Source organism: Pantoea sp. Ap-967 (assembly GCF_011752565.1).
Taxonomy (GTDB): domain Bacteria; phylum Pseudomonadota; class Gammaproteobacteria; order Pseudomonadales; family Pseudomonadaceae; genus Aquipseudomonas.
Genome location: NZ_VWXK01000013.1, coordinates 87,890 through 108,444, shown reverse-complemented (window position 1 = coordinate 108,444; position 20,555 = coordinate 87,890). Strand labels below are relative to the sequence as shown.

Annotated in this window: 18 protein-coding genes; 10 read left to right on the top strand and 8 right to left on the bottom strand. The window is 54.7% G+C overall.

Annotated features, from left to right (window positions below; translation table 11 throughout):
* Window positions 1-370 precede the first annotated feature (370 nt).
* The 6 genes from F3J45_RS15835 to F3J45_RS15810 form a co-directional block, all read right to left on the bottom strand.
* On the bottom strand, window positions 371-778 hold the full coding sequence (locus tag F3J45_RS15835; protein ID WP_167064302.1) for a hypothetical protein: 408 nt from the start codon (window positions 776-778) through the stop codon (window positions 371-373).
* Window positions 779-964: 186 nt separating this feature from the next.
* Entirely contained in the window at window positions 965-1,441 is a 477-nt protein-coding gene (locus tag F3J45_RS15830; RefSeq protein ID WP_167064299.1) for a hypothetical protein, read from the bottom strand.
* A gap of 281 nt (window positions 1,442-1,722) precedes the next feature.
* Window positions 1,723-3,078, bottom strand: coding sequence for a carbohydrate porin (locus tag F3J45_RS15825; protein ID WP_167064297.1), 1,356 nt, complete (start codon window positions 3,076-3,078; stop codon window positions 1,723-1,725).
* 73 nt (window positions 3,079-3,151) lie between these two features.
* On the bottom strand, window positions 3,152-3,943 hold the full coding sequence (locus tag F3J45_RS15820; protein WP_167064295.1) for an alpha/beta fold hydrolase: 792 nt from the start codon (window positions 3,941-3,943) through the stop codon (window positions 3,152-3,154).
* A gap of 4 nt (window positions 3,944-3,947) precedes the next feature.
* Complete coding sequence (locus F3J45_RS15815; RefSeq protein ID WP_167064292.1) at window positions 3,948-4,445, bottom strand: RbsD/FucU domain-containing protein; 498 nt, start codon at window positions 4,443-4,445, stop codon at window positions 3,948-3,950.
* A gap of 46 nt (window positions 4,446-4,491) precedes the next feature.
* Window positions 4,492-5,829, bottom strand: a complete 1,338-nt coding sequence (locus F3J45_RS15810) for an MFS transporter (protein ID WP_167064290.1) — start codon at window positions 5,827-5,829, stop codon at window positions 4,492-4,494.
* Between the two features lie 646 nt (window positions 5,830-6,475).
* Here F3J45_RS15810 and F3J45_RS15805 point away from each other — a divergent pair.
* From F3J45_RS15805 to F3J45_RS15765, 9 genes are all read left to right on the top strand, one after another.
* On the top strand, window positions 6,476-7,657 hold the full coding sequence (locus F3J45_RS15805) for an MFS transporter (RefSeq protein WP_167064288.1): 1,182 nt from the start codon (window positions 6,476-6,478) through the stop codon (window positions 7,655-7,657).
* Between the two features lie 93 nt (window positions 7,658-7,750).
* Window positions 7,751-8,974 carry a carbohydrate porin gene (locus tag F3J45_RS15800; protein ID WP_167064285.1) on the top strand — a complete coding sequence of 408 codons (1,224 nt, stop codon included), beginning with the start codon at window positions 7,751-7,753 and terminating at the stop codon, window positions 8,972-8,974.
* Between the two features lie 277 nt (window positions 8,975-9,251).
* The gene (locus F3J45_RS15795; RefSeq protein ID WP_167064282.1) at window positions 9,252-10,151 is read left to right on the top strand and encodes a DMT family transporter; all 900 of its coding nucleotides are present in this window, start codon (window positions 9,252-9,254) and stop codon (window positions 10,149-10,151) included.
* Window positions 10,152-10,169: 18 nt separating this feature from the next.
* Window positions 10,170-10,529 (top strand): CidA/LrgA family protein, encoded by a 360-nt coding sequence (locus F3J45_RS15790; RefSeq protein WP_167064279.1) that lies wholly within the window; start codon window positions 10,170-10,172, stop codon window positions 10,527-10,529.
* Window positions 10,526-11,227, top strand: coding sequence for an LrgB family protein (locus tag F3J45_RS15785; protein WP_167064276.1), 702 nt, complete (start codon window positions 10,526-10,528; stop codon window positions 11,225-11,227). Before F3J45_RS15790 ends, F3J45_RS15785 begins: the two co-directional genes overlap by 4 nt.
* A gap of 231 nt (window positions 11,228-11,458) precedes the next feature.
* Window positions 11,459-12,718: an MFS transporter gene (locus tag F3J45_RS15780; RefSeq protein WP_240164619.1), complete on the top strand. Its 1,260-nt coding sequence runs from the start codon at window positions 11,459-11,461 to the stop codon at window positions 12,716-12,718.
* 113 nt (window positions 12,719-12,831) lie between these two features.
* Entirely contained in the window at window positions 12,832-13,374 is a 543-nt protein-coding gene (locus F3J45_RS15775; RefSeq protein WP_167064273.1) for a cupin domain-containing protein, read from the top strand.
* Window positions 13,375-13,868: 494 nt separating this feature from the next.
* Window positions 13,869-15,095, top strand: coding sequence for an MFS transporter (locus F3J45_RS15770; protein WP_167064270.1), 1,227 nt, complete (start codon window positions 13,869-13,871; stop codon window positions 15,093-15,095).
* 36 nt (window positions 15,096-15,131) lie between these two features.
* Window positions 15,132-16,019, top strand: a complete 888-nt coding sequence (locus F3J45_RS15765) for a LysR family transcriptional regulator (protein ID WP_167064267.1) — start codon at window positions 15,132-15,134, stop codon at window positions 16,017-16,019.
* A 13-nt stretch (window positions 16,020-16,032) separates the two neighbouring features.
* Here F3J45_RS15765 and F3J45_RS15760 read toward each other — a convergent pair whose 3' ends face one another.
* The gene (locus F3J45_RS15760) at window positions 16,033-16,971 is read right to left on the bottom strand and encodes a cupin domain-containing protein (RefSeq protein ID WP_167064264.1); all 939 of its coding nucleotides are present in this window, start codon (window positions 16,969-16,971) and stop codon (window positions 16,033-16,035) included.
* Between the two features lie 210 nt (window positions 16,972-17,181).
* Entirely contained in the window at window positions 17,182-18,201 is a 1,020-nt protein-coding gene (locus F3J45_RS15755; RefSeq protein ID WP_167064261.1) for a LacI family DNA-binding transcriptional regulator, read from the bottom strand.
* Between the two features lie 653 nt (window positions 18,202-18,854).
* On the opposite strand from F3J45_RS15755, the gene F3J45_RS15750 reads away from it, so the two are divergent.
* Window positions 18,855-20,513, top strand: coding sequence for a choline dehydrogenase (locus F3J45_RS15750; protein WP_167064258.1), 1,659 nt, complete (start codon window positions 18,855-18,857; stop codon window positions 20,511-20,513).
* The last annotated feature ends 42 nt before the right edge of the window (window positions 20,514-20,555 follow it).

The following is a 20,555-nucleotide window of genomic DNA, read 5'->3' as shown; positions in this document are numbered from 1 at the left end:
GAGATGGTGATGGCAAGCGTAGCTAACCGCCATGCCGGTCTCAATTAGCTCAAATTATGGTTCGGCAATAATTATTGCTGAGGAATAATTTCTTCAAATTTTGGCAGAGGGGCAATCGCCGGGCCCGGGATGCTTGAGAGGAATAGTGCGTGACCTGCGGTACGGCTGTCGTGAGCCGAGCCTAGGTTTACCTAGTCTCGGCCCTGAGGGCTTCCATCCTCACGCCTGCGCGCTCTGCTTGCTAAGCCGCTTCGCGGAAAATTCGACCCTCTGAACCTAGTGCAGTGTGGTCATTGTGGATGACGGGCGCAGTCATACATTTTTGCGAGTTCACAGGTCGATCATGCCCTGCGGCTCGGTGACGAGGAAGTCAGTGGTCGCGTTCGAAGCTTTGGCGCTCGTCTGCCGACATCACGTGAATGTCCGTGTACTGCTTGCCGTCATCGTATTGGCCAAGTGTGTAAGTCATCCAAACCGGCTGGGCCAGCATGCCCATGTTGGATTCTACCGAGGCCTTAGCAAAGCATTTCTTGCGGCCCGACGCCTTGTTGGTCGACAGGCTTTCGATCTCGTGGATGCCTGTAACCTTGGCCCAGACACCGCGACCTTGTCGGTTGAGCATGTCAACGTAGCTGTTGCGGGAGCTTTGAGCCTTAAGAGTCAGAGCCTCCTTGACCTGTGGGTCGGAGCAGGTTCGACTGCCCGCTAAAGCAATGCCGGAGCACATCGCGGACAGGACGGTGCAAGCAGCGAGACGGGTGATGGAGCATTTCAACATTAGAGCAATCCTTGAATCAGTATTTCGTGTTTCGCGGGCGGGGTGGCCTTGGATTCTCTCACCAGGTTACCGAACGCCTTTAAATCTTGAGTAGTAATCTTCAATAGAGTGATGGATGCCAAAGCTTGTATGATCGAAGCTTTCAGGCACATCTACTGGTAGTCGTTAGTGTTGCATGCAGCTTTTTTAGCAGTTGAAAGCGCTATGAAGCTTTGCATATGCCATGTTCCGCAGAGGTTCGTTCTCGAAGGTCACCGTCATGAGTGGGTTGTGGAAGTCATTCGTCCGCACATTGATCTCTTTGATGTAGACATTGCTGCCCTTGTGCACGTCGCTCGTAAAAAACTCAGTGACACTGCTGAAGTTAATAATCGCGCCAGTCCGTGCCCTTCCAATTAAGAGCTTCCGAGCTGCGAGGTCAATCACCAGGCCCTGTCCGCCGTATTGATAAATGAAATCAGGGTGCAGTCCCCGAGCACTCACCAGCCGGCTGAATTTGTTCTGAGTTCGAGACCTGATCCACTCTGCAAAGCTGAAGTACACGAACATAAAGCCGGCGAATACGAAGAACATGAACCAATCGCCAGTGATCATTGAGGAAATCGCTCCTAGCCCACCGTACAGCAGCACAGGGAGTGCAATGATTCTGAGTAATACGTTCATGTTCGATCCTTGTAAACTTAGCAGCCTGGTTTTGCCGCTTGGGGTTGTGCGAGGGCGGGGAGTGTGCGCTCGCGTGATGGCAAAATGCAATTGCATTTGGTGGGTGTGAGAACGGATCGACGTTTGAGGCGCTGGAAAGCTCTAGGGAAGACAGTGCTAGGAGGATCTATCGTGGGATCGAGAAGGCCATTCGCGCATCGATACTATGAGTCAGAGCCGGGGCATCTTTCAGGTGCCCCGGCCCGGGATTTCCTACTATCGATCGAGAAACTCCAGCATTGTCAGAAGCGAGACTGAATCTTTAAGCCAATGACGACCGCATCATCGACTTCATCTACACCACCAGGATGGCTTACAAGCTGCAGGTTAGGCCTGACCATCAACCAATTGGTCACCTGCACCCCGTAGAAGATCTCAGCGCTGTACTCCTTGTCTTGTACGGGGATGAACGTAGGGTCGTTGTAGTCGGTGCTACCGGACATCGCGTTGAGTAAGCGCTGCCGTTTTTCGAACTGCGGGCTGACTTCGACGCGGCCAACAGCGATCCCGAGTTGATCAGAAGGGCGGCTGTCGAATGGGCCCACGATGGTCATGCCGAGGTTAAGAGAGCTGCGGATGTAGCTTGTGTCTTTCTCGTTGAAGTGTGCCTGGGTGAACAGCTCAACGGGACGGTTTGGATCGTCATTGATAAGCGCGACTTGCTGGCGGAGTACCGTCCAAAATCCGTGGCTCGTGCTGTGCCGCTTATACCCTCCATCTGGAGTTAGCGGCTGGGGCTGACCGTCGGCACCCATGTACACATCATCTGCGTCCGCCGTCGACACGAACGCGCCGACTCGCACCTCTGCAGGTAAATCAAACAGTGCGTGTCTGGGTTTATAGATGGTTTCAAAAGGCATGATCACACCCTTACCCCCCGAGAAGCTCATTTTGAAACCGCTATTGTTTTCTTGTAGCGATGGGTTTTGCTCGAACACAGCAGCTTGTACGGCCAGCGAATTCGACACATGGTATTTCAGCTGCAAGCCCCATTGACTCACAGGGAAGTTGTACCAGACCGTTCCGGTGCTTGAGCCGCCTGTGTTCCCGCAGAAGAGCAGGTTCTGGAAGTCGCATGGGAACTCTCCGAACTCGCCTAGTCCAAAGCGACCAATTCGTAGGTTCAGTTTGTCGTTGAGCAGGTTCTGGCGATACGACAGCTCAGCGAGACGCCAAATGGAACCGCGGCCCCAGACCTCCTGAGTGGAGGTCAGCTGACCGCTACGTGGATCAATCAACCGTTGGTTGGTGATGTCCTCGCCGTTGCGGTTTGTGATGTACAGCTGAGTTGATGCGCCCTGCCAACCTAGCGTTCGCTCGAGATCAATACCTAGGCCTAGCAGGGTCTCGTCGGCATAGGCGACCTTCCGGTCTTGGTTGAAGCCTCCGTTGGCGTTCCATCCAAGCTCGTTGGTGTAGTTCAAGGTCACATCATAGCCTTGCTCAGAAAGTGCCTGGCGTGAACCGTTCCAGTCACCTGTCATCCATCGCGAATCGCGAGCAAATGGCTCATCGGCGTTTGCGATATGACTCTGAACAGTCAACAACGAAAGCAGAATGAGCGGGCACAGCGAGATAGCAGAGCGTGAGTCGTTCACAGTCGTGCTCCAGCGGGCGAGAGGGGGCGGGATGGGCCGGGCGGCCCATCCTCAAGATGGAGAGAGCTTTGCCTTAGCAGCAGGTATAGGGCGGGGCGTTCCTGCCGTTGTCGCCTATCCAGCGATTGATCGCGCTGATGACGTGCCCGACGACCTTACGGTGCTCGGTATCGTTAGGAATGTCGTGGTATCCCCCAGCAATCTCCACGACGTGTGCGTTTGGAATGAGTTTGCTCCAGCGCTGAGCGAGAGAAGGAGGGGCGAAAACGTCGTGCTCCCCATTGATGAGTAATACAGGGATGCTGAGTTTGGAAAGCCCTTTGCTGAGTGCATCAGTCTGCTCACTGATTGCTCTCCATAGATTTGCCTCAGCGGGGGCTGTGTCGAATTTCAATGGATCATGCTCAAGCGCATCCAGGTAGGCGGCGTCTCGTGACATGACCATCTCGATGCCTTCCTTGATTACGGGAAGCCCTTCAAAGGGAGCGCCTGTCAGGACGACACCTGACGCCTCTGGCTCAAGTGAAAGTGCAAGCGCTGCACCGGTGATGCCGCCAAGTGAGTGGCCGACAATGACCAATGGGCGACTCGGGTGTTGTGTGCGGATGAAAGTTGCCAGGTCACGGGCATGATCGACCAATTGATTGATAGATTCGAAGTGACCAGGTGCCCCTCCAGTCATCCCATGGCCGACATGATCAATGCCCCAGACATCAAAGCCTGCGTGTACCAATGCTGCGGCGAAACGGTGGTAGTGTCCGGTGTGCTCACCGAAACCGTGAAGCAGAAGGACGGAGGCCAAGGCGTCCTCGCAATCCCAGTTTCGGTAGTAATACTGACCCGTTTTTGTTTTTTGAATGGGCATGGATTCAGTCCTTCTTCGACTGTGCTTTACGCAGTTCTTCGAACCAGTTCGGGTTGGTCATCCACTCAACAGGGATCGGTGGGCTGGGATAGCCCGCTACCAAAATTACGTTGCTATGGACGCCGTAGTCACCGGTTTGGATGAAGGCTTTGCATCGATTGCGCAGGTCGTAGAACTCGGGCAAATAGCGCAGCTCATGAATATGATCCGGGCCAGTCAACCCTTGCACCAACTCCCTCATCGGAGGATTAGCCTGGCGCATGTTTTCAGTCACAAATGCGGCTTCGAAATCACCCACCTCCCACAGGACAGGTAACAGCTGATCGACCGTTGGGCAGCCTGTGTGAATGGCCACGTCAATGATTTCGACGTCTGGGTTAAGCGGTACCAGGCTCGCACTCGAGGTGCCGCTGCCAGCATCCGCGATAAAGATCATTTCCCCGTGTCGGAGAGTGCTGACCAATGCGGCTAAACGTTCGTGCAGAAGACGTTTCTTGCTCATATCAACCTCTTACTTCAGAGACATTGCGGTGTGGTTAGGAACTGGATTAGCCGCGCTTAGCGCTGGTCAGCGATGCAGGGCATGAACCGTCTGGCTCAAGTTGGCGGCCTGCTGTTTCCCGCAGCGTCAGGACGCTGAAGGTTGCGATTAATCCCGTGCTCAATACGAGCAGGGCAGGGGAGAGAGATGAGCCGGTCACGTCTATGAGGTAGGTGGCGACATAAGCGGCGCTGCCACCGAATACAGCGACGGATAGGTTGAAGCCGATCGAGAAGCCGGCGTAGCGAACACGAGTCGGGAAAATTTCCACCAACGCTGGCCCAGAGGCGGACATGAACACGGCAAGGCAGATACCCAGCAATGCGTGCCCCATCAGGATCAGACCATAATTTCCGGTGCTGAAAATCAGGAACACAGGATAGATGGCCAAGGTGCAAAGCAAAGCGCCCAATAGGAGGATCGGCTTGCGCCCAATTCGGTCGCTGATTCGTGCAAATGCGAAAATGCTGAGCGATGCCATGACCAGACAAGTGACATTCGACACTGACGCCTGAAGGAAGGACAACCCGAGCTGTACCTTCAGGTAGGTCTCGATGTAGACGAAGATGAAATAGAAGGCTGCACCTTGCAGCGCGATGCAGCCAGCCGTCTGCAGAATTTGCCTCCAGTGGCGAGTTACAGCGTCGCTGATGGGCGCCTCGCTGACACCTTCGGTTTCTTGGAGCGTCTTGAAGGCGTGGGTGTCTTCAAGCTGAGAGCGAATGTAGAACGCCACGACACCTAGAACCCCCGACAGCAGGAACGGTATGCGCCATCCCCATTGTTCCAGAGCTGCCTCGCTGATTGATGCTGTCAACCCTAGGATGAAGGCCGATGCCGTTGCGTTGGCGATGAAACTTGAGCAATGCCAGCAGCTGACAGTCCAAGCCCGGCGCCCTGGATTGGCTGATTCAACAAGAAAAGTCGCTGCTCCTCCTGGCTCACCTCCCGATGCAAAGCCCTGCAGCATGCGCATCGCAACCATAAGAACTGGAGAGAGGATGCCGATGCTTGCATAGCTGGGAAGAAGGCCGATGACGAAGGTCGAACCGGACATCAGGAGAATGACGCTTGCCAGAATCTTTTTCCGACCAACCCGATCGCCTAGCCTGCCGAAAAATAGCGCCCCTAGTGGGGCCATCAGGAATGAGATGCCGAACGCTGCAAAGGTGGCAAGAAGGCTGGCGGATGGTGTGCTGACAGGAAAGAACACTCGACCAAGGATGACGGCTAGAAATCCGTAGGAAGCGTACTCGAACCAGGTAATAAAGTTGCCGATTGCAGCAGCGATGATGGCTTTGCGCAGGGCAGGGTTTTGGGGCGGAGTAATCCCTTGTGTTGTCATGTCTGTCTTCCCGTACCGTTGATGGTTTTTGTTGTGGTGGGGCAGATGCAGCAGTAAGAACAGCAATGCTTTTGTTATCGATTACATTTTTTTGTAAACGTTTTCCATCCATCCTGCAACGATATTTTTCACTTTGGGCAGGGTTGGCTGATCATTGGCCCTAGAGGCACCGAAGAAGGCTCAGAGCTCTCCAGCGGTGTCTGCTGAGTGAAGTGAAGGTTCGAGTGCGTTTCGCTTCAAGAAGGTGCGAGCTGAGTGAAAATGGCCCAGTACGGGGCGTCGGTGTTACCAAAGCATACAAACGCTACCTCCCTTCTGATCGATGTGTGGACACCTACATTCCCTGTCTAAACCGCGTGGCATAAGGCCTGCTCCCCAGGGGAGACATGCTTCAGGAAGGTCTGGCATGAACGATGCTTGTAAACGTTTACATTGCCAGTTGATACCGACGGCATGGGAGGGTCGTGGTGTTTGACTGCGACTGGCATTGGCGCGATTGCCGTGGCAGGTAGGTAAACCTCCCCAAAAATCGGTGTGAGCTAGCATGTAAACGATTACGGCGCTTTGCGTCAGTTTCGTTTGAGATAAGGGCCGCTGCGTGTATCAGTGCCCAATTACAAGAATGTCCACACAGTGAGATACGGCTATGGGCCTCATTAACGATTTGAAGTCTTCACGCTACGCCACCACTCTGATTTTCTTCGTCAACGGCTTGGTTCTGGGGATCTGGGCTACAAATATTCCGGCGATCAGTAAGGCTCTCAGCCTTACCGACGGTCAGCTGGGCAATGCTTTGAGCATGTTTGCCGCGGGCACCATGCTGATGATCTTCATGGCCGGCAGTGTGGCCAACAAGTTGGGTAGCCGGGCTTCGATCGTTTTGGGTGGCGTGCTGCTGTCGATCTCGTTGCCCCTGTTGGTGATGTCTCCGTCCTATGAGGTGTTCTTCGGCATCCTCCTGTTCTTCGGGATCTGCAACAGTGTGATCGACATCTCGATGAATACCCATGCGTCCATCATCGAGGAGAAGGAAGGCCGGCCTTTGATGTCCTGGTTCCATGCTGCGTTCAGCTTCGGCGGCATGGCAGGTGCTGGCATCGTGTCGATCTTCGACTCTTTCGAACTTACCGCGATGTTCAACCTCGCATTTGCTGCTGGGTTGATGCTGGTTACTACCCTTGTATGTGCTGCGCCATTACGTCATCTGCGTCCGGATGGCGCCACCGAGTCGGTCAAGAAAAAGGCCGTCATTCGCCCAAGCATCACGCTGCTGATCGTGGCGATGCTGACGATCATGTCGCTGTTCACCGAAAGCTCCATGATCAACTGGAGCGCCAAGTACTTGACCGACGTGGCAACCACTAGCACCGGCATTGCAGCATTTGCATTCGGCGGCTTCAGTTTTGCCATGGCTGTAGGTCGTCTGGCCGGCAACCCGCTGATTATCCGTTTCGGTCGTGACTGCGTGCTTGTGTCTTCCGGACTGCTTGCCGTTGCAGGTTTTGCGCTGGCTATCGGGGCGCCTTCTCCAGCCACCTCTATCGCGGGCTTCATGCTGGTGGGGCTGGGGCTTTCGAACATGACTCCGATCCTGTACAGCAAAGCCGCTCAAGCGTGTCCTCAAGCGCCAAGCCTTGGGTTGGCCATGAATGGCACCATTGGCTATCTCGGTTTCCTTGTCTGCCCGCCAATCATTGGTGCTACCTCTGACCACATCGGCCTCCAGTACAGCATGCTGCTTCCGCTCGTTGCCATGCTGATCGTTAGCCTGGTGGCCTGGAAAGGTCAGCTGGAGCTGCGCACCTCGGGCAAGCCGCTGACAAATTAATCCGCGTTTCTCCTGCCGCCCCTTTTGGGCGGCAGTCTTCAGGTATTTGCGCCTGCTCTGTCTAGCTACGTAAAACAAAACTAAGGAATACCAATGATCAACGGCAAGAAGCTGGGGCTTTCGGCTGCGCTGAGCATGCTGTCATCCGTCGCTGCAGAAGCAGCAGAGTTCAATGGATACCTGCGTAGTGGGGTAGGGGGAGCTAGCTCAGGTGGATCTCAGTCATGCTTTCAACTTCCAGGTGCGCCGTCCAAGTATCGGCTCGGTAACGAATGTGAGCAGTATGGGGAGCTGGGGCTGAGGCAGGATCTCGTGTCACTTGACGATGGGTCGGTGGTCAGCGTTGAGGGCATGGTGGCTCTACTCAGTCGCTATGGGCACAAGCCTACGTTTGCTGATGATAATGGCTATGCCAAGGTCGTTCAGTCATACGTGGAGTGGAGCAAGGTACCTGCCCTCAACAACGGCTCGCTCTGGGCGGGGCGACGCTTTTACAAGCGTAACGATATCCATATCTCAGATTTCTATTACTGGGATCAGAGTGGCACTGGCGCCGGTATCGAGGATGTTGAGCTTGGCGGGCTGAAGTACAGCTATGCGTTTTCCCGAAAAGACAGCGTTTTCCAGAAGGACTACACCAACCGACATGATTTCAACATCGGTGGAATCGACGCTAACCCTGGTGGGGAGTTGGAGTTCGGCTTCAGCTACATCGAGGATCCGAAGCGAGGCGATAGCCATAGCGGCTGGGCCGTCACGGTTCAACATCGCCAAAGTGATGTACTTGGGGGAAACGCGAACACCGTAGCTCTGCAGCATGGTCAAGGCCCAGGAACGAATCTGGGCACCACCGGGGATGTTGAGTTGGATCGCAGCAATCGAAGCTGGCGGCTGCTGGATTACTTTGATTGGCAGGTCACCTCCCGATTTGGTGGGCAGTTCCAAGTGGTAACGCAGCGTGACTACAGAGAGGGTGGGGAGAAGCAAGACTGGGTTTCTGTTGGTGTGAGGCCAGTCTATGCCATCTCGGATCAATTCAAGCTCGTTGCCGAGGTCGGACATGATCAGATTGAGGCATCGGACGGCACTCGCAAGCTAAGCAAAATCACGTTTGCTCCGACCTGGTCTCCGAAAGGCCCCGGTTTCTGGGATCGCCCTGAGGTGCGGCTCTACTACACCTACGCAAAATGGAATCGCGCCGCGCAAATCGCTGCAGATGAGATTGCTGAGGGTTCTGCGTTGTCTTCGACGGGGGCGTTCAACAGCGCTCGTCATGGCAGCAATTTTGGAGTTCAGGTCGAGTATTGGTGGGAGTGAATGTGTTCTCACTTCACTTAATCAGAGGAGCCAGATGAAAGGTGGTTGAGTGAAGCTTGCTAAAGATCAAGGCACCAGATACTCTTGTTGCTCGGCTTGTAATCGTTTACACGGTATTGCTGAAAGGGACGGTACCCCTTCGGACTATCGACCGTAATCGACACTTTTGCCCACGGCCTCCGTGGGCTTTTTTATTCCAGCTCAGCTGATCCGGGCGAGCAGGAGCAGCCTCGGCTAACTATCGTGCAACCCCACGTCCAGCGTCATCGAGAAGTCTATGAATTCGAGTGTCACTCGTACTGCCGCCTTGCTCATTGTTCTTGCAGTGGCATGCCTCTCCATGCATGACGCCATTGCACGGCAGATGGTTCAGGGGTTGCCGGTTGTTGTTGTGATCTGGGTGCGTTACCTCGGTCAAACCCTGGTCATGGGCAGTGCGGCGATCTCGAGAAGAAGTCTCGCTGCATGGACGTGCCGCCGACCGGGCCTGCATTTTCTCAGGGCCTTTTTTCTTGTGGCATTGAGCTTGTGTTTCATCGGCGGTCTGCGGTTTGTACCGTTGGCAGAGGCGACAGCTCTGAACTTCCTCGCACCGCTCTTCGTACTCGTGCTCAGCAAGCTTTTCTTCAGTGAAGCGATACGACCATCGCAGTGGATTGCCGTTCTTGTCGGTCTGCTAGGTGTGGCGCTTGTGGTAAATCCAGCTGGTGAGCTTTTCACATGGGCAGCGCTGCTTCCCTGCGGAGCCGCATTCTTCTTGAGCTGTTATCAGCTCGCGACTCGTGCAGCGGCTAATCAAGATACGCCGGAGAGTGCAACGCTATGGCTCGGGTTATTTGCCCTGGCCCTCTGCAGCGCGATGCTGCCCTGGTTTTGGGAGGCGCCTTCAGCGCTACAGTGGTTAGGATTAAGTGGCATGGCGCTCGTTGGAACAACTGCGCACTGGCTTTTCGCCGCAGCCTACAGCCGAGCAAGCCCTGCCAGGCTAGCTCCATTTACCTACGTTCAAATTCCCTGTTCAGCGTTGCTGGGGTACCTCATGTACTCAACCTTTCCGGATGTCCTTGGTTGGTGGGGCATCTCGATGATCCTGATTAGTGGCCTCATGGTCATTTTGCCTTCAATCGTTCGAGGCGCCCGTTCGAGTGAGCAGGAATCGTTGGGTGAATTGCGTTAGTGAGTAGGGGAGATTGAAATGCAGGTTTTGAGAGGTTTAACGGAGCTGGTGATTTTTCAGCTGATGGGCTCTTTGATTAGCTCATCCATTCTGAAGCCAGTTCCTGGGCCAATCGTTGGCCTCGTGTTACTGCTGGTATTCCTGTGTGTGCGAGGAGAATTGAGTTCGTCCGTTGAGCAGGCGGCAGGCTGGCTACTACGGTGCATGCCGCTGTTGCTGGTTCCCGCGGCAGTGGGCGTCATGGCGTGGTACTCAGTGATACAACCAATGGGTTGGGCGCTGCTGGTCGTTCTGTGTGTTTCGCTAGTCCCAACCATGATTTTTGCCGGGCTGCTGATGCAGGCGCTGGTCAAACGTAGTCAGCGAGGTGGCCAATGAGTACGTTTCTGGAGCCTGTAGTGGGGCACCCACTTTTTCATCTTGCGCTGACATTGATAGCGTTTCAGGCTGCGTTGCACCTGAGCAAGGTGAGTGGAATTGTCATCCTGCAGCCGGTACTGGTCAGTGCGGCGGTGGTCATTGCAGTGCTCACTTTTGCAGGTATTTCGTACGACGAATACCTCAAAGGCGTCAGTATCCTGAATCTACTATTGGGGCCGGCTACCGTCGCGCTCGCGGTGCCGCTCTACCAGAACCTTTCGCGTATTCGGCGCTTGCTCTGGCCGATTGTGATTACAGTCGTACTGGGTGGCATCGTGGCGTCTGCATCCACGCTTCTCTTGGGTGGGTTGATGGGGATCGACCATCAGTTGCTGATGACACTTGCGCCGAAGTCGGTGACGTCTCCAATTGCGATGCTTGTAGCCAATCAGGCTGGTGGCATCGCTGCACTAGCAGCAGTGTTTGTCCTGCTGACCGGAATCTTGGGTGCAGTGTTCGGCCCCTCGCTGTTGCGTATGTGTCGAGTGACGCATCCGGCTGCTATGGGTATGGCGCTGGGGTTGACGGCTCATGCCGTGGGGACTTCAAGAGCCCTGGAAGAGGGACAGGAGCATGGCGCCTATGCTGCGCTCGCGATGAGTCTTATGGGGGTAGGAACAGCGATATTCTTGCCGCTTGCCCTGGCTGCGATTTAGTTGCTACCAAAAACAGAGGGCGAATGCGCCCTCTGTCTGTTGACTGTGTTTCTTAACTACTCGCCTTTACGCGTTCTAGCCGGAGCTTGCGGCCCAGGCTGGCACCAGGTTTTGAGTAAGCGCATCAATGGCATATCTTGCGCTTGAGGGTATGTAGATTCCGCGCTACGCACGGTTTGCGCGGGCTGAGCGTCCGTGAAGCGTGAACCTGCCAGGGAAGAAAGCACGTGCATGGGAGCCTCCAAAGCGTCTATCATGAAAAGGATTACATTTTCTGTAAGCAAATCCTTTGCCAGTTTCTGGCCATGTCCTCTGATCCTATCGACACTTTGGTTTTTAATGCTAGACACCACTTCTTCTGTCTCTTTCGCGGGCACGCCGAAAGAGGTTGTTTCCACGCGACTCGTTTTCTTCATTGCAGGTTTTTGCCTGGCCTCATGGGCACCGCTGGTGCCTTTAATCAAGGAACGGGCAGGCCTCGATGAAGGGATTCTGGGCATTTTGCTGCTCGGTTTGGGTATAGGTTCCATCATTGCAATGCCAGTTGCTGGTGCGCTTGTATCCAGATGGGGCTGCCGTCGAATCATCCTTGCGGGGACGTTCGTGCTTTTGGGGATGCTGCCACTCCTGGCGACGCTCAGTAAGCTTGAGCTTTTACTTCCCGCTCTTATCGTCTTTGGGGTAGGGATGGGGTCTCTCGACTGCGCGATGAACGTCCAGGCGGTGGAGGTAAACGCCCAGAGTTCCAAGCCGATCATGTCCAGTTTTCATGGGCTGTTCAGTCTGGGCGGTATCATGGGTGCGTTGACTATGACGGCTCTCCTGAAGTTGTCGGTTACGCCGCTACATGCGGTTCTGATCGTGGATGGCTTAAGCCTTTTGGTGCTGTACCGAAGCTCCGCCGGGCTGCTGACTATCGGCGAGCGAAAGCGGGCTCCGCTTTTTGCTATACCAAAAGGAGAAGTGCTCTTCCTTGGTGCGTTGTGCTTCATCGTTTTTCTTGCAGAGGGGGCAATGCTGGACTGGAGCGGGTTGTACCTGATTACCCAGCAAAATCTGCAGACTGAGCTAAGCGGGCTCGCCTACGCCACGTTTGCTACGGCAATGACAGTCGGGCGCCTCTTAGGAGATCGAATTGTGGCCCAGGTAGGGCGCAAGCTGGTCGTAGGCCTGGGTGGGGCAATTGCCGCTCTGGGTTTAGTCATCTCCCTTGCCACGACCGAATGGATGGTTTCATTGATGGGGTACAGCCTGATTGGCCTGGGATGCGCAAACATCGTGCCGGTACTGTTTTCTGCAGTTGCTGACCAAAAGTCCATGCCCAAAGCTGTTGCTATCCCGGCCATGACGACTGTGGGATACGCCGGCGTTCTTGTCGGGCCTGCTTTCATAGGGTTCATTGCGCATGCAAGTTCGCTCGGGGTCTCGTTGGCTGTCGTGGCTATCGGGTTACTCCTGGTCGCAATGTCGGGTCGATTCGTCAGAGCCTAGGTCGACAGAGTAAACCTTTCGCTTTGCAAAACGTCTATGTAAAGGATTACATTCTGGGGGTCGGCACTGCTGGCATGTGTCGACGCCATCTCCAATCGTAGAGGGAGCGCTGCATGAGCAAAGTGGTGAAAGGTAACGAAGACCTCGGGGACATCCTGGTGCTGGGGCCAGATGATGGTAAGGATTACTGGCAGCCTGTCCCGGCCAATGGCTTCATCTCAGTCCGCATTGATCCAGAAGAGCTGGATATCCAAAGCCCTTTCAGTCTAGGAACCCAAACGCTACCACCATCAAGCTATGTCCGGGAGCATTACCATCCGGTTCATGATGAGGTGCTGCATTTCATCCGCGGGAAAGGTAAGGCAAGGATTGATGGGATTGAGCATGTCGTTGAGCCTGGCGTGACAATTTTTGTCGGCAAAAACCGCAGGCATATGTTCATCAACGACAGCGATGAGGAGTTGCACTGGCTGTGGTTCATTCAGCCCAACGGGCTGGAGGTATTTTTCCGCGACATTGGTATCGAGAAGCATCCTGGTCAACCTGATCCAGAGCCATTCCCTCGCCCGAAGAACGTGCTCGATATCGAGAAAACGACTGCATTCGGCCCTCCCTTGGCAGATCCATTTATTCCAGTGTTTGAGAAGCATCGTTAGGCCTTGTGCGGCTTGGCTTTCTTCCTGGCGCCTGTCTCGCAGGCGCCAACCCTTCCCCTGTGACTGTGGACTCAGCTGAGCTTCTTACCGAGCGCTGTAAAAAAATGTCGACGGCGTAGGGAGCTTCTGCTAATTTTGCTGTCATGCTGTAAACGATTACACCGGCCACAAGCTAGTGAATCGGAATGCTAGGAGATCCATCTCTTCTGGCCCTTACGTAAAGCACCCTGCATGCCCTCGCTGGCATGAACCCCAGAACCAATAACAAATCGCTACGCGGGGAAACACAGTGCCTAATGCCTTGAATGCTTGTCTGCCCTTCATAGCACCATCCATCCGCTTTAACGAGAGGTTGGCTTCGGTGTGGAACATTTCCTGCTAATTCTGCTGTGATGATTGAGTGTTACCTTTTCCAAGGAGCCTGATCGTCGTGCTTTGCCGTGCCTGACGCTTTGTCTGGCTTGTGGCTATGCTTGAAGTTGTGAGAGGTAGACGTGTCTGAACAAAAAATCCTGGGTCGCGCGCGCGTGGCCACATCCGCCGTATTTTTCACAAATGGTGCCGTGCTCGCCATTTGGGCGACCAATATCCCTGGTATGAAGCAGGCTTTGCGCCTAAGTGATTCGGAGCTCGGAATCGCCCTTAGTGCATTTGCTGCAGGCACGATGCTGATGATGTGCTTGGCTGGTGCGCTAGTAACACGCATTGGCAGCCGTAAATCCCTTCTGTTGGGGGCGGGCTTAGTGTCGGCGGTGCTCCCTCTCTGCGGGCTTGCGAGCTCTGCTTGGTCGCTTGCTGCTGCTATTTTCGTACTGGGTGTCGCAAATAGCATCCTAGATGTTGCGATGAATACCCATGGTTCTCTGATTGAGGCGAGAAAAGGGCGATCGTTGATGTCCTCGTTTCACGCTGTTTTCAGTATCGGGGGGCTTGCAGGAGCTTCCGCGGTTGCGACCCTGCTCTCGAATACATTGGGTTTACTTCAATGTCTGATCATCTCGGCTGCTGCCACCGCTACCGTTGCATTGTTTGCAGCATTTTGGCTGGGCGATCTGAGACCTTGCGTCAAAGTTGGAGATGATTGCCAGCCAGTGACGAAGGCGAAGAGCTTTGCCTGGCCAAATCGAGCATTGATCTGTATCGCAAGCCTGACGTTCTTGGCGCTGTTTATCGAACGCACGGTGATTGATTGGAGCTCCCTCTATCTCACTGATGTGAGTCACACCTCTGCGAACATTGCGGCTTTTGCTTTCGGTGCCTTCAGCTTCGCTATGGCTATCGGGCGGCTTGGCGGGGATGTGTTGATCCGAAAGTTGGGAGCCAATACCGTCCTGGCTGTTTCGGGCGGCATTGGTGCCGCGGGCGTCGCATTGGCAGTTATCTTCCCGCTGCCGGCAACCTCCATCGCAGGGTTCATCCTGGTTGGAGTAGGGCTCTCCAATATGACACCGTTGCTCTACAGTCAGGCGAGCAAGGCATACCCCGGGGCTCCAGGTCTTGGGCTGGCTATGAACGGGACGTTGGGCTACACGGGTTTCCTTTTGGCTCCGCCAGTGATTGGTTTCCTTTCCGAGTCGTTCGGATTGAAGCTCTCTATGGTCATCCCCTTCGTTGCATTCATCCTTCTAATGGGGAGTCACTTCCAAAAGGTCAGAATGCAACGATTCAAGGCGTCTTTGCCGACCCCAAGGCTGCCTTGCGGTGAGGTTGTGAGGGACTAACGCAAGCCATCTCATCATGCTCTGGAGGCGCAATTCTTGGATTACTTTGCTGCTCTGTCCGCATTCGTTGAGGCTGCCCACCTTGGCAATTTCTCGAGGGCGGCTGAGAAGCTTGATGTTAAAGCTTCTACGGTCTCCAGGTCAGTGAGAGACCTGGAGGCTGATCTCGGTATCGCGCTTTTTAATCGCACTACACGGTCTCTAGCGCTCACGGAGGGTGGGAGGACGTTCCTTGAGCATGCTATCCAGGTGCTTGACGGGCTTGGACGTGCGAAAGCAGCAGCCTCGGCTCTGAATCAGCATCCGCGTGGGCATCTGCACTTGATTGCCCCCTCTGCCTTTTCCAGGCGTTACCTCATTCCTCTGCTCGGCGCTTTCATGGCCCGGCATCCGGAGGTGAGGGTTCATCTCACTTGCGTCGATGCTGAATTCAACCTCATCGACGCCGGAGCAGATCTTGCTGTGAGAGCAGGGCGCTTGGACGACTCCTCTCTCAAGGCGCGAAGGATTGCTGATGAGCGATGGGTGGCTTGCGCATCACCAAGCTACTTGCAGAAAGGGTTACTGCATCCTCGCGAGCTCGACGAGTTGGAAATCATTGGAGACAAGCTGGGGCAAATTGAGCTGGCTTGGTCGCGTGGTAGTGACATATTCCGGCATGTGCATGTGCGCCGCATCCAGATTGATGATCTGGAAGGGCAGTTGGTTGCTGCTCGACATGGAATGGGCATCGCATTTCTTCCGGTATGGCTGGTAGAAGAGGCGCTCAATTGCGGTGAGCTTCAAGATTGCCTGCCTCAATGGAAATGTAACCCTGCGAAGGGAGCAACAGCTCTGTGGTTCATCTATCCACCTAAGAAAATTGTCTCGACAAAGGTTCGATCATTTATTGATTTCACTATGGAGCACATTTGTACTCCATAGCGATTTGGCGTCCTTAGGTAAACCGGATGTCGAGTGAGCGGAGGTAGGTTTGCAGCCCTGCGTCTTGTATAGGGATGAGGAAGGCTTCGGCTTCCGATTCGTTGTAGTGTGCATGCCAATAGCCTGGCGGTGTGACGAATGCGAGCCCTGGTGACCAATCCACTCTCCTCGGGTTCTTGATCTGGCCTGAGTCGTCGAGTTGCGTACCGACCAAGGTGTAGCATCCTTCTGGGCAGTCGACGATGAAGTCCAGTGCAATGGACTGATGGCGATGAGGTTTCTGAATTGCTCCGGGAGGCACGATGCCGTACATGGCCCAAAGCACATGGGTCACTGTTCGGGTCTGCTCAAAATTACGATTTCCTAGCAAGATGCTGATGCGGCTCCGGTCACCTGCCCTGGGATCATCTGCGGCCTCGCGAAGTTTCTGCTGGGCGACATTGGCAGGGTACAGCGTGGGGCGAAATCGATCGGCGCTGATTTTCACGCCCAAATATTGCAGGAGTGGCTCGTCATGCACGTAGTAAAGGCGAGAGTCTGTCTTTGCGGTAAGGTGTGTGATTTCAAGCCCGGGTAGCGCAATGAAGCAGCCTTTGTCCCAGCTCAGCCTTGTCTCTCCGTAGCTAAGTTCCCCCGAGCCATCGATCACATACATGACTTGGGATGTCGCGTTTGGCTGCAGATCCATGGAGTCCTCAGCATTGAGCCTGATGAAGTTGGCACAAAGCCCAGGGCCAGTGGCTGGGGCTGTGCACTTAAGCTTTGCGCTGAGATCAAGCGGGACAAGCCTTGAAGGCCCTGAGTCATAAAGAGCTTCAGGGAAGAGGCTGTAGGGGATTTTGGGTGTCAGGCCGGCGCCAATTGGGTTGGCAGCCTTGCTGTATTCGTAGAACTGCGCATCCGATGATTGGTCGATGGCGTGTACTGCACCGGTAATGGCGGGGAGGTTCATGGGTACATCCTCATTTGGTCACGGTTTGCACGATGACTATGAGGAGTAAAGCCAGAGTGGAAAATGCCGGGGTTGCAAAGGACTTATGCAGGGAAGAGCAGAATACAAGGGGAGGGCGCCCGGCGATTGAGGAGTGCGACTGCCGAATCGCGATGCTTACTAGCCCCATGGCCTGAACGTAGGCTTAGGGGCATAGTGCAGAGGAGAAACTCAATCAACTGAATGGCTGGACTGGCGAATCATGAGCTGGGTGCCGAGTAGGATCGGTTTGATTTCCGTTCCGTGCTTCAGGTTGGAGATGAGACTCTCCGCGCTACGCACACCCATTTCACCTGCTGGGATTGCCAGTGTCGTGAGTGGAGGTTCAAGGTACTCAGCGAACTCCAGATTGTCGTAGCCCACAACCGAGACGTCCTTAGGTACGTTGAGCTGAAGCTTCTTACACGCCGAAAGAACACCGAACGCAATAACGTCGCTGTTGCAAATCACAGCCGTGACCTCAGGGTGTTCTAGACGAATACGGCGAAGGGTGCGCTCTCCAAACTCAATCGTGTAGCCGCCTTCGCTTTCATACTTAAAGTGCTCACATTTCTCCTTGTAGTCACTCAACGTGTCGATAAAGGCCTGGTAGCGGGCTTGCTGGCGATCGTTGCCCTTCATTGGCCCAGTAAGCATCGCAAAATTTCGATGTCCTAGGCCGAGTAGGTACTCAACCAGCTGCTGCGTCGCTTGGTAGTTATCAAAGCCGATGAACGGGAATTCTTTGTCCTTCAGGTAGGAGTAGGTACAGATGACAGGCATCCGATACTCCTGCAGGTACTTTTTCAGTGCCGGGTCGGCAACCTCACCTACGATGAGCAGCCCTTCAACCCCGCGTTCGACCAGGAGCTTGACCTTCTCGAAAATGGAGCCGGCGTCGAAGCCACAGCTCAAGACGTAAACCACATAACCGTACTCTGCGAGCTTGTCTTGAAAGCTCTTAACCATCGTCGCATAGATCGCGTGATCGAGCGTCGGGATGATCGCGCCAATCATGTTGGTCTTTTGAAGGCGCAGCGCCTTCGCCGCTGGGTTCGGGCTGTAGCCCAGCTTGGCTGCGATCGAGAGAACCTTTTCCCGGACGTCGTCACGTACATGAGTGGGCAGATTGAAGCTGCGGGATACGGTCGCCACCGAGACGCCTGCCGCTTTCGCAACGTCAGTGACCTTCACGCGGCCAGGTGCTTTCATTGTTGTAGACACATCAACCTCTCTTCAGTGATCTCAGCGTGGTGCAAAAGACCCACTGCGGATCATCCTATGATAACGATTACCGCGAATTTTTCCGAGTCCCTGCTGTAGACGCTCCCGGAGGGCTGTTTATTCGCGATTTTCAGAATGATTTCACCGGATGGGCATCAGCGCATGGTTGACGCGTCAGATTTTTGATGGAGGTAGTGATGACAGCACCAGGCCCGCGCTATGTGGATTGGCTGGTAGGCCAATCCATGATCAAAGCTGCGCAAGGTCGAGCGAAGGCCCTGTAAAAGGAGGCCTCAGCGAAGGCGGCTGACTCCTCATAAGCCTTGATCCATTTGAAGCGCTCTCTTTGCGCGTGGTCAGCAGTAGCGGATACTTGTAATCGTTACCTGTAAACGTTACCAAGTTTCGCACCTAAGCAGTGCGCGCCCCAAGCTCAATGCATCACCATTGTGCACGTAAACAGCCGAAACGTGCAGACTAGGGCTATCAGCTCATGAAATTTGGATTCTGGCACGACTTTGGCTTTTATGAGCAAAAGCGCCTCCCAGGGGTAGCATACCTAAGGGCTGTTATGTATCCTTTGGCTGCGCTTGTAAACGATTACAAAAACGCGCCATTTCATAGCGATTCAGGTGAGCCACATGCGTGATATTAACGGCCGTAATACCCTCAAAGCCTACGACTACGTCGTGATCGGATCCGGCTCGGCCGGTAGCGTGCTGGCGGGCCGGCTTTCAGAGGAAACAAACCGCTCGGTGCTGATGCTTGAGGCGGGGCCTTCCGATAAGAGCATTTACATCCAGATGCCGGCAGCCTTGGGCTTCCCACTGATGGATGACAAATTCAACTGGTACATGCATTCCGAGCCTGAAGCAGAGCTCGACGGTCGAACCATCTATGAAGCACGCGGAAGGGTGCTCGGCGGTTCGTCTTCCATCAATGGCATGAACTGGGTGCGCGGTAACCCATGGGATTACGACAACTGGGAAGCGATGGGCCTGAAAGGCTGGAGCTACAAAGATTGCTTGCCTTACTTCCGCAAGGCGGAAACCTTTGACCAGGGCCCAGATGACTACCGCGGCGACAGTGGCCCAATGCACATCCAAACCTGTGCTGCCAACAACCCGCTGTACAAAGCGTTCCTTGAAGCGGGTGTCCAGGCAGGGTATCCCCATGTCAAAGACCATAACGGGTATCGCCAAGAGGGTGTTCACGTCACCCAGCGAAACGTCCACAAGGGCATCCGCTGGAGCACGTCGCAGGCTTACATTCACCCGAATCGTGATCGCGAAAACCTGCATGTCTGCGATCGAGCTCAGGTTACTCGGATCGAGTTCGTCGGCAAGCGCGCAACCAAGGTTCACTTCATTCGCAACGGCAATCCGGAAGTGGTGGATGTGCGTAGCGAAGTCATCCTGGCTGCTGGCGCCATCCATTCGCCGCACCTCCTGATGCTTTCCGGCATCGGTGATGCTGAGCATCTGGCCGAATTCGGTATTCCATGCGTGGCTGATCTGCCCGCTGTAGGCCAGGGTCTCAAAGACCACATTGCTGCCCCGGTTCAGTATCGGGCCACTCAGAACGTTTCAATTGCCAAGCAGCTAACCCCGATCGGGAAGCTGAAATTGGGTGCCCTGTGGACGTTCTTCAAAAAAGGTCTGGGGGCGACAAACTTCTTCGAGGTCGGCGCATTCATCCGCACGCGTCCAGAGCTCAAGGTGCCGAACGTACAGTTTGAGTTCATTCCCATGCTGGGCGAGTTCCAACACGGTAGCGTGAAGCTGGAAAACGGCTTCCAGTACTTCTTCAGCCTGATGCGTCCAACCAGCACCGGTCGCGTATGGCTGGGCTCGAAAGACCCTCTCGCTGCGCCGAAATTCTGCTTCAACTTCCTGTCGACCAAAGAAGACCAGGAAGACGCGATTGCTGCAGTGCGGGCTATCCGCAACGTCGTTTCGCAGGCGGCTTGGGATCCTTACCGTGGTGAAGAAGTCACCCCGGGTGTTGCCGTCCAATCGGATGAGGCGATTCTGGCTGCTCTGCGTCAACTGGCGGGTACCAACTATCACCCGTCCTGCACCTGCCGCATGGGTACCGATGCTGCGACCAGCGTGGTTGACGCCAGGGCTAAAGTCCACGGCGTGGAAAACCTGCGCGTTGTCGACGCATCGATCATGCCTGAGATCGTCAGCGGCAACCTGAATGCACCGATCATCATGATGGCCGAGAAAATCGCAGATGACATCCGCGGTCGTAACGCTCTGCCTCGTGCCAAAGCTCAGTACTACGTACCCGCTTGATTAACTGCCTGCTCTGCCCCGAAGCGGGCAGGGCGTGAACTC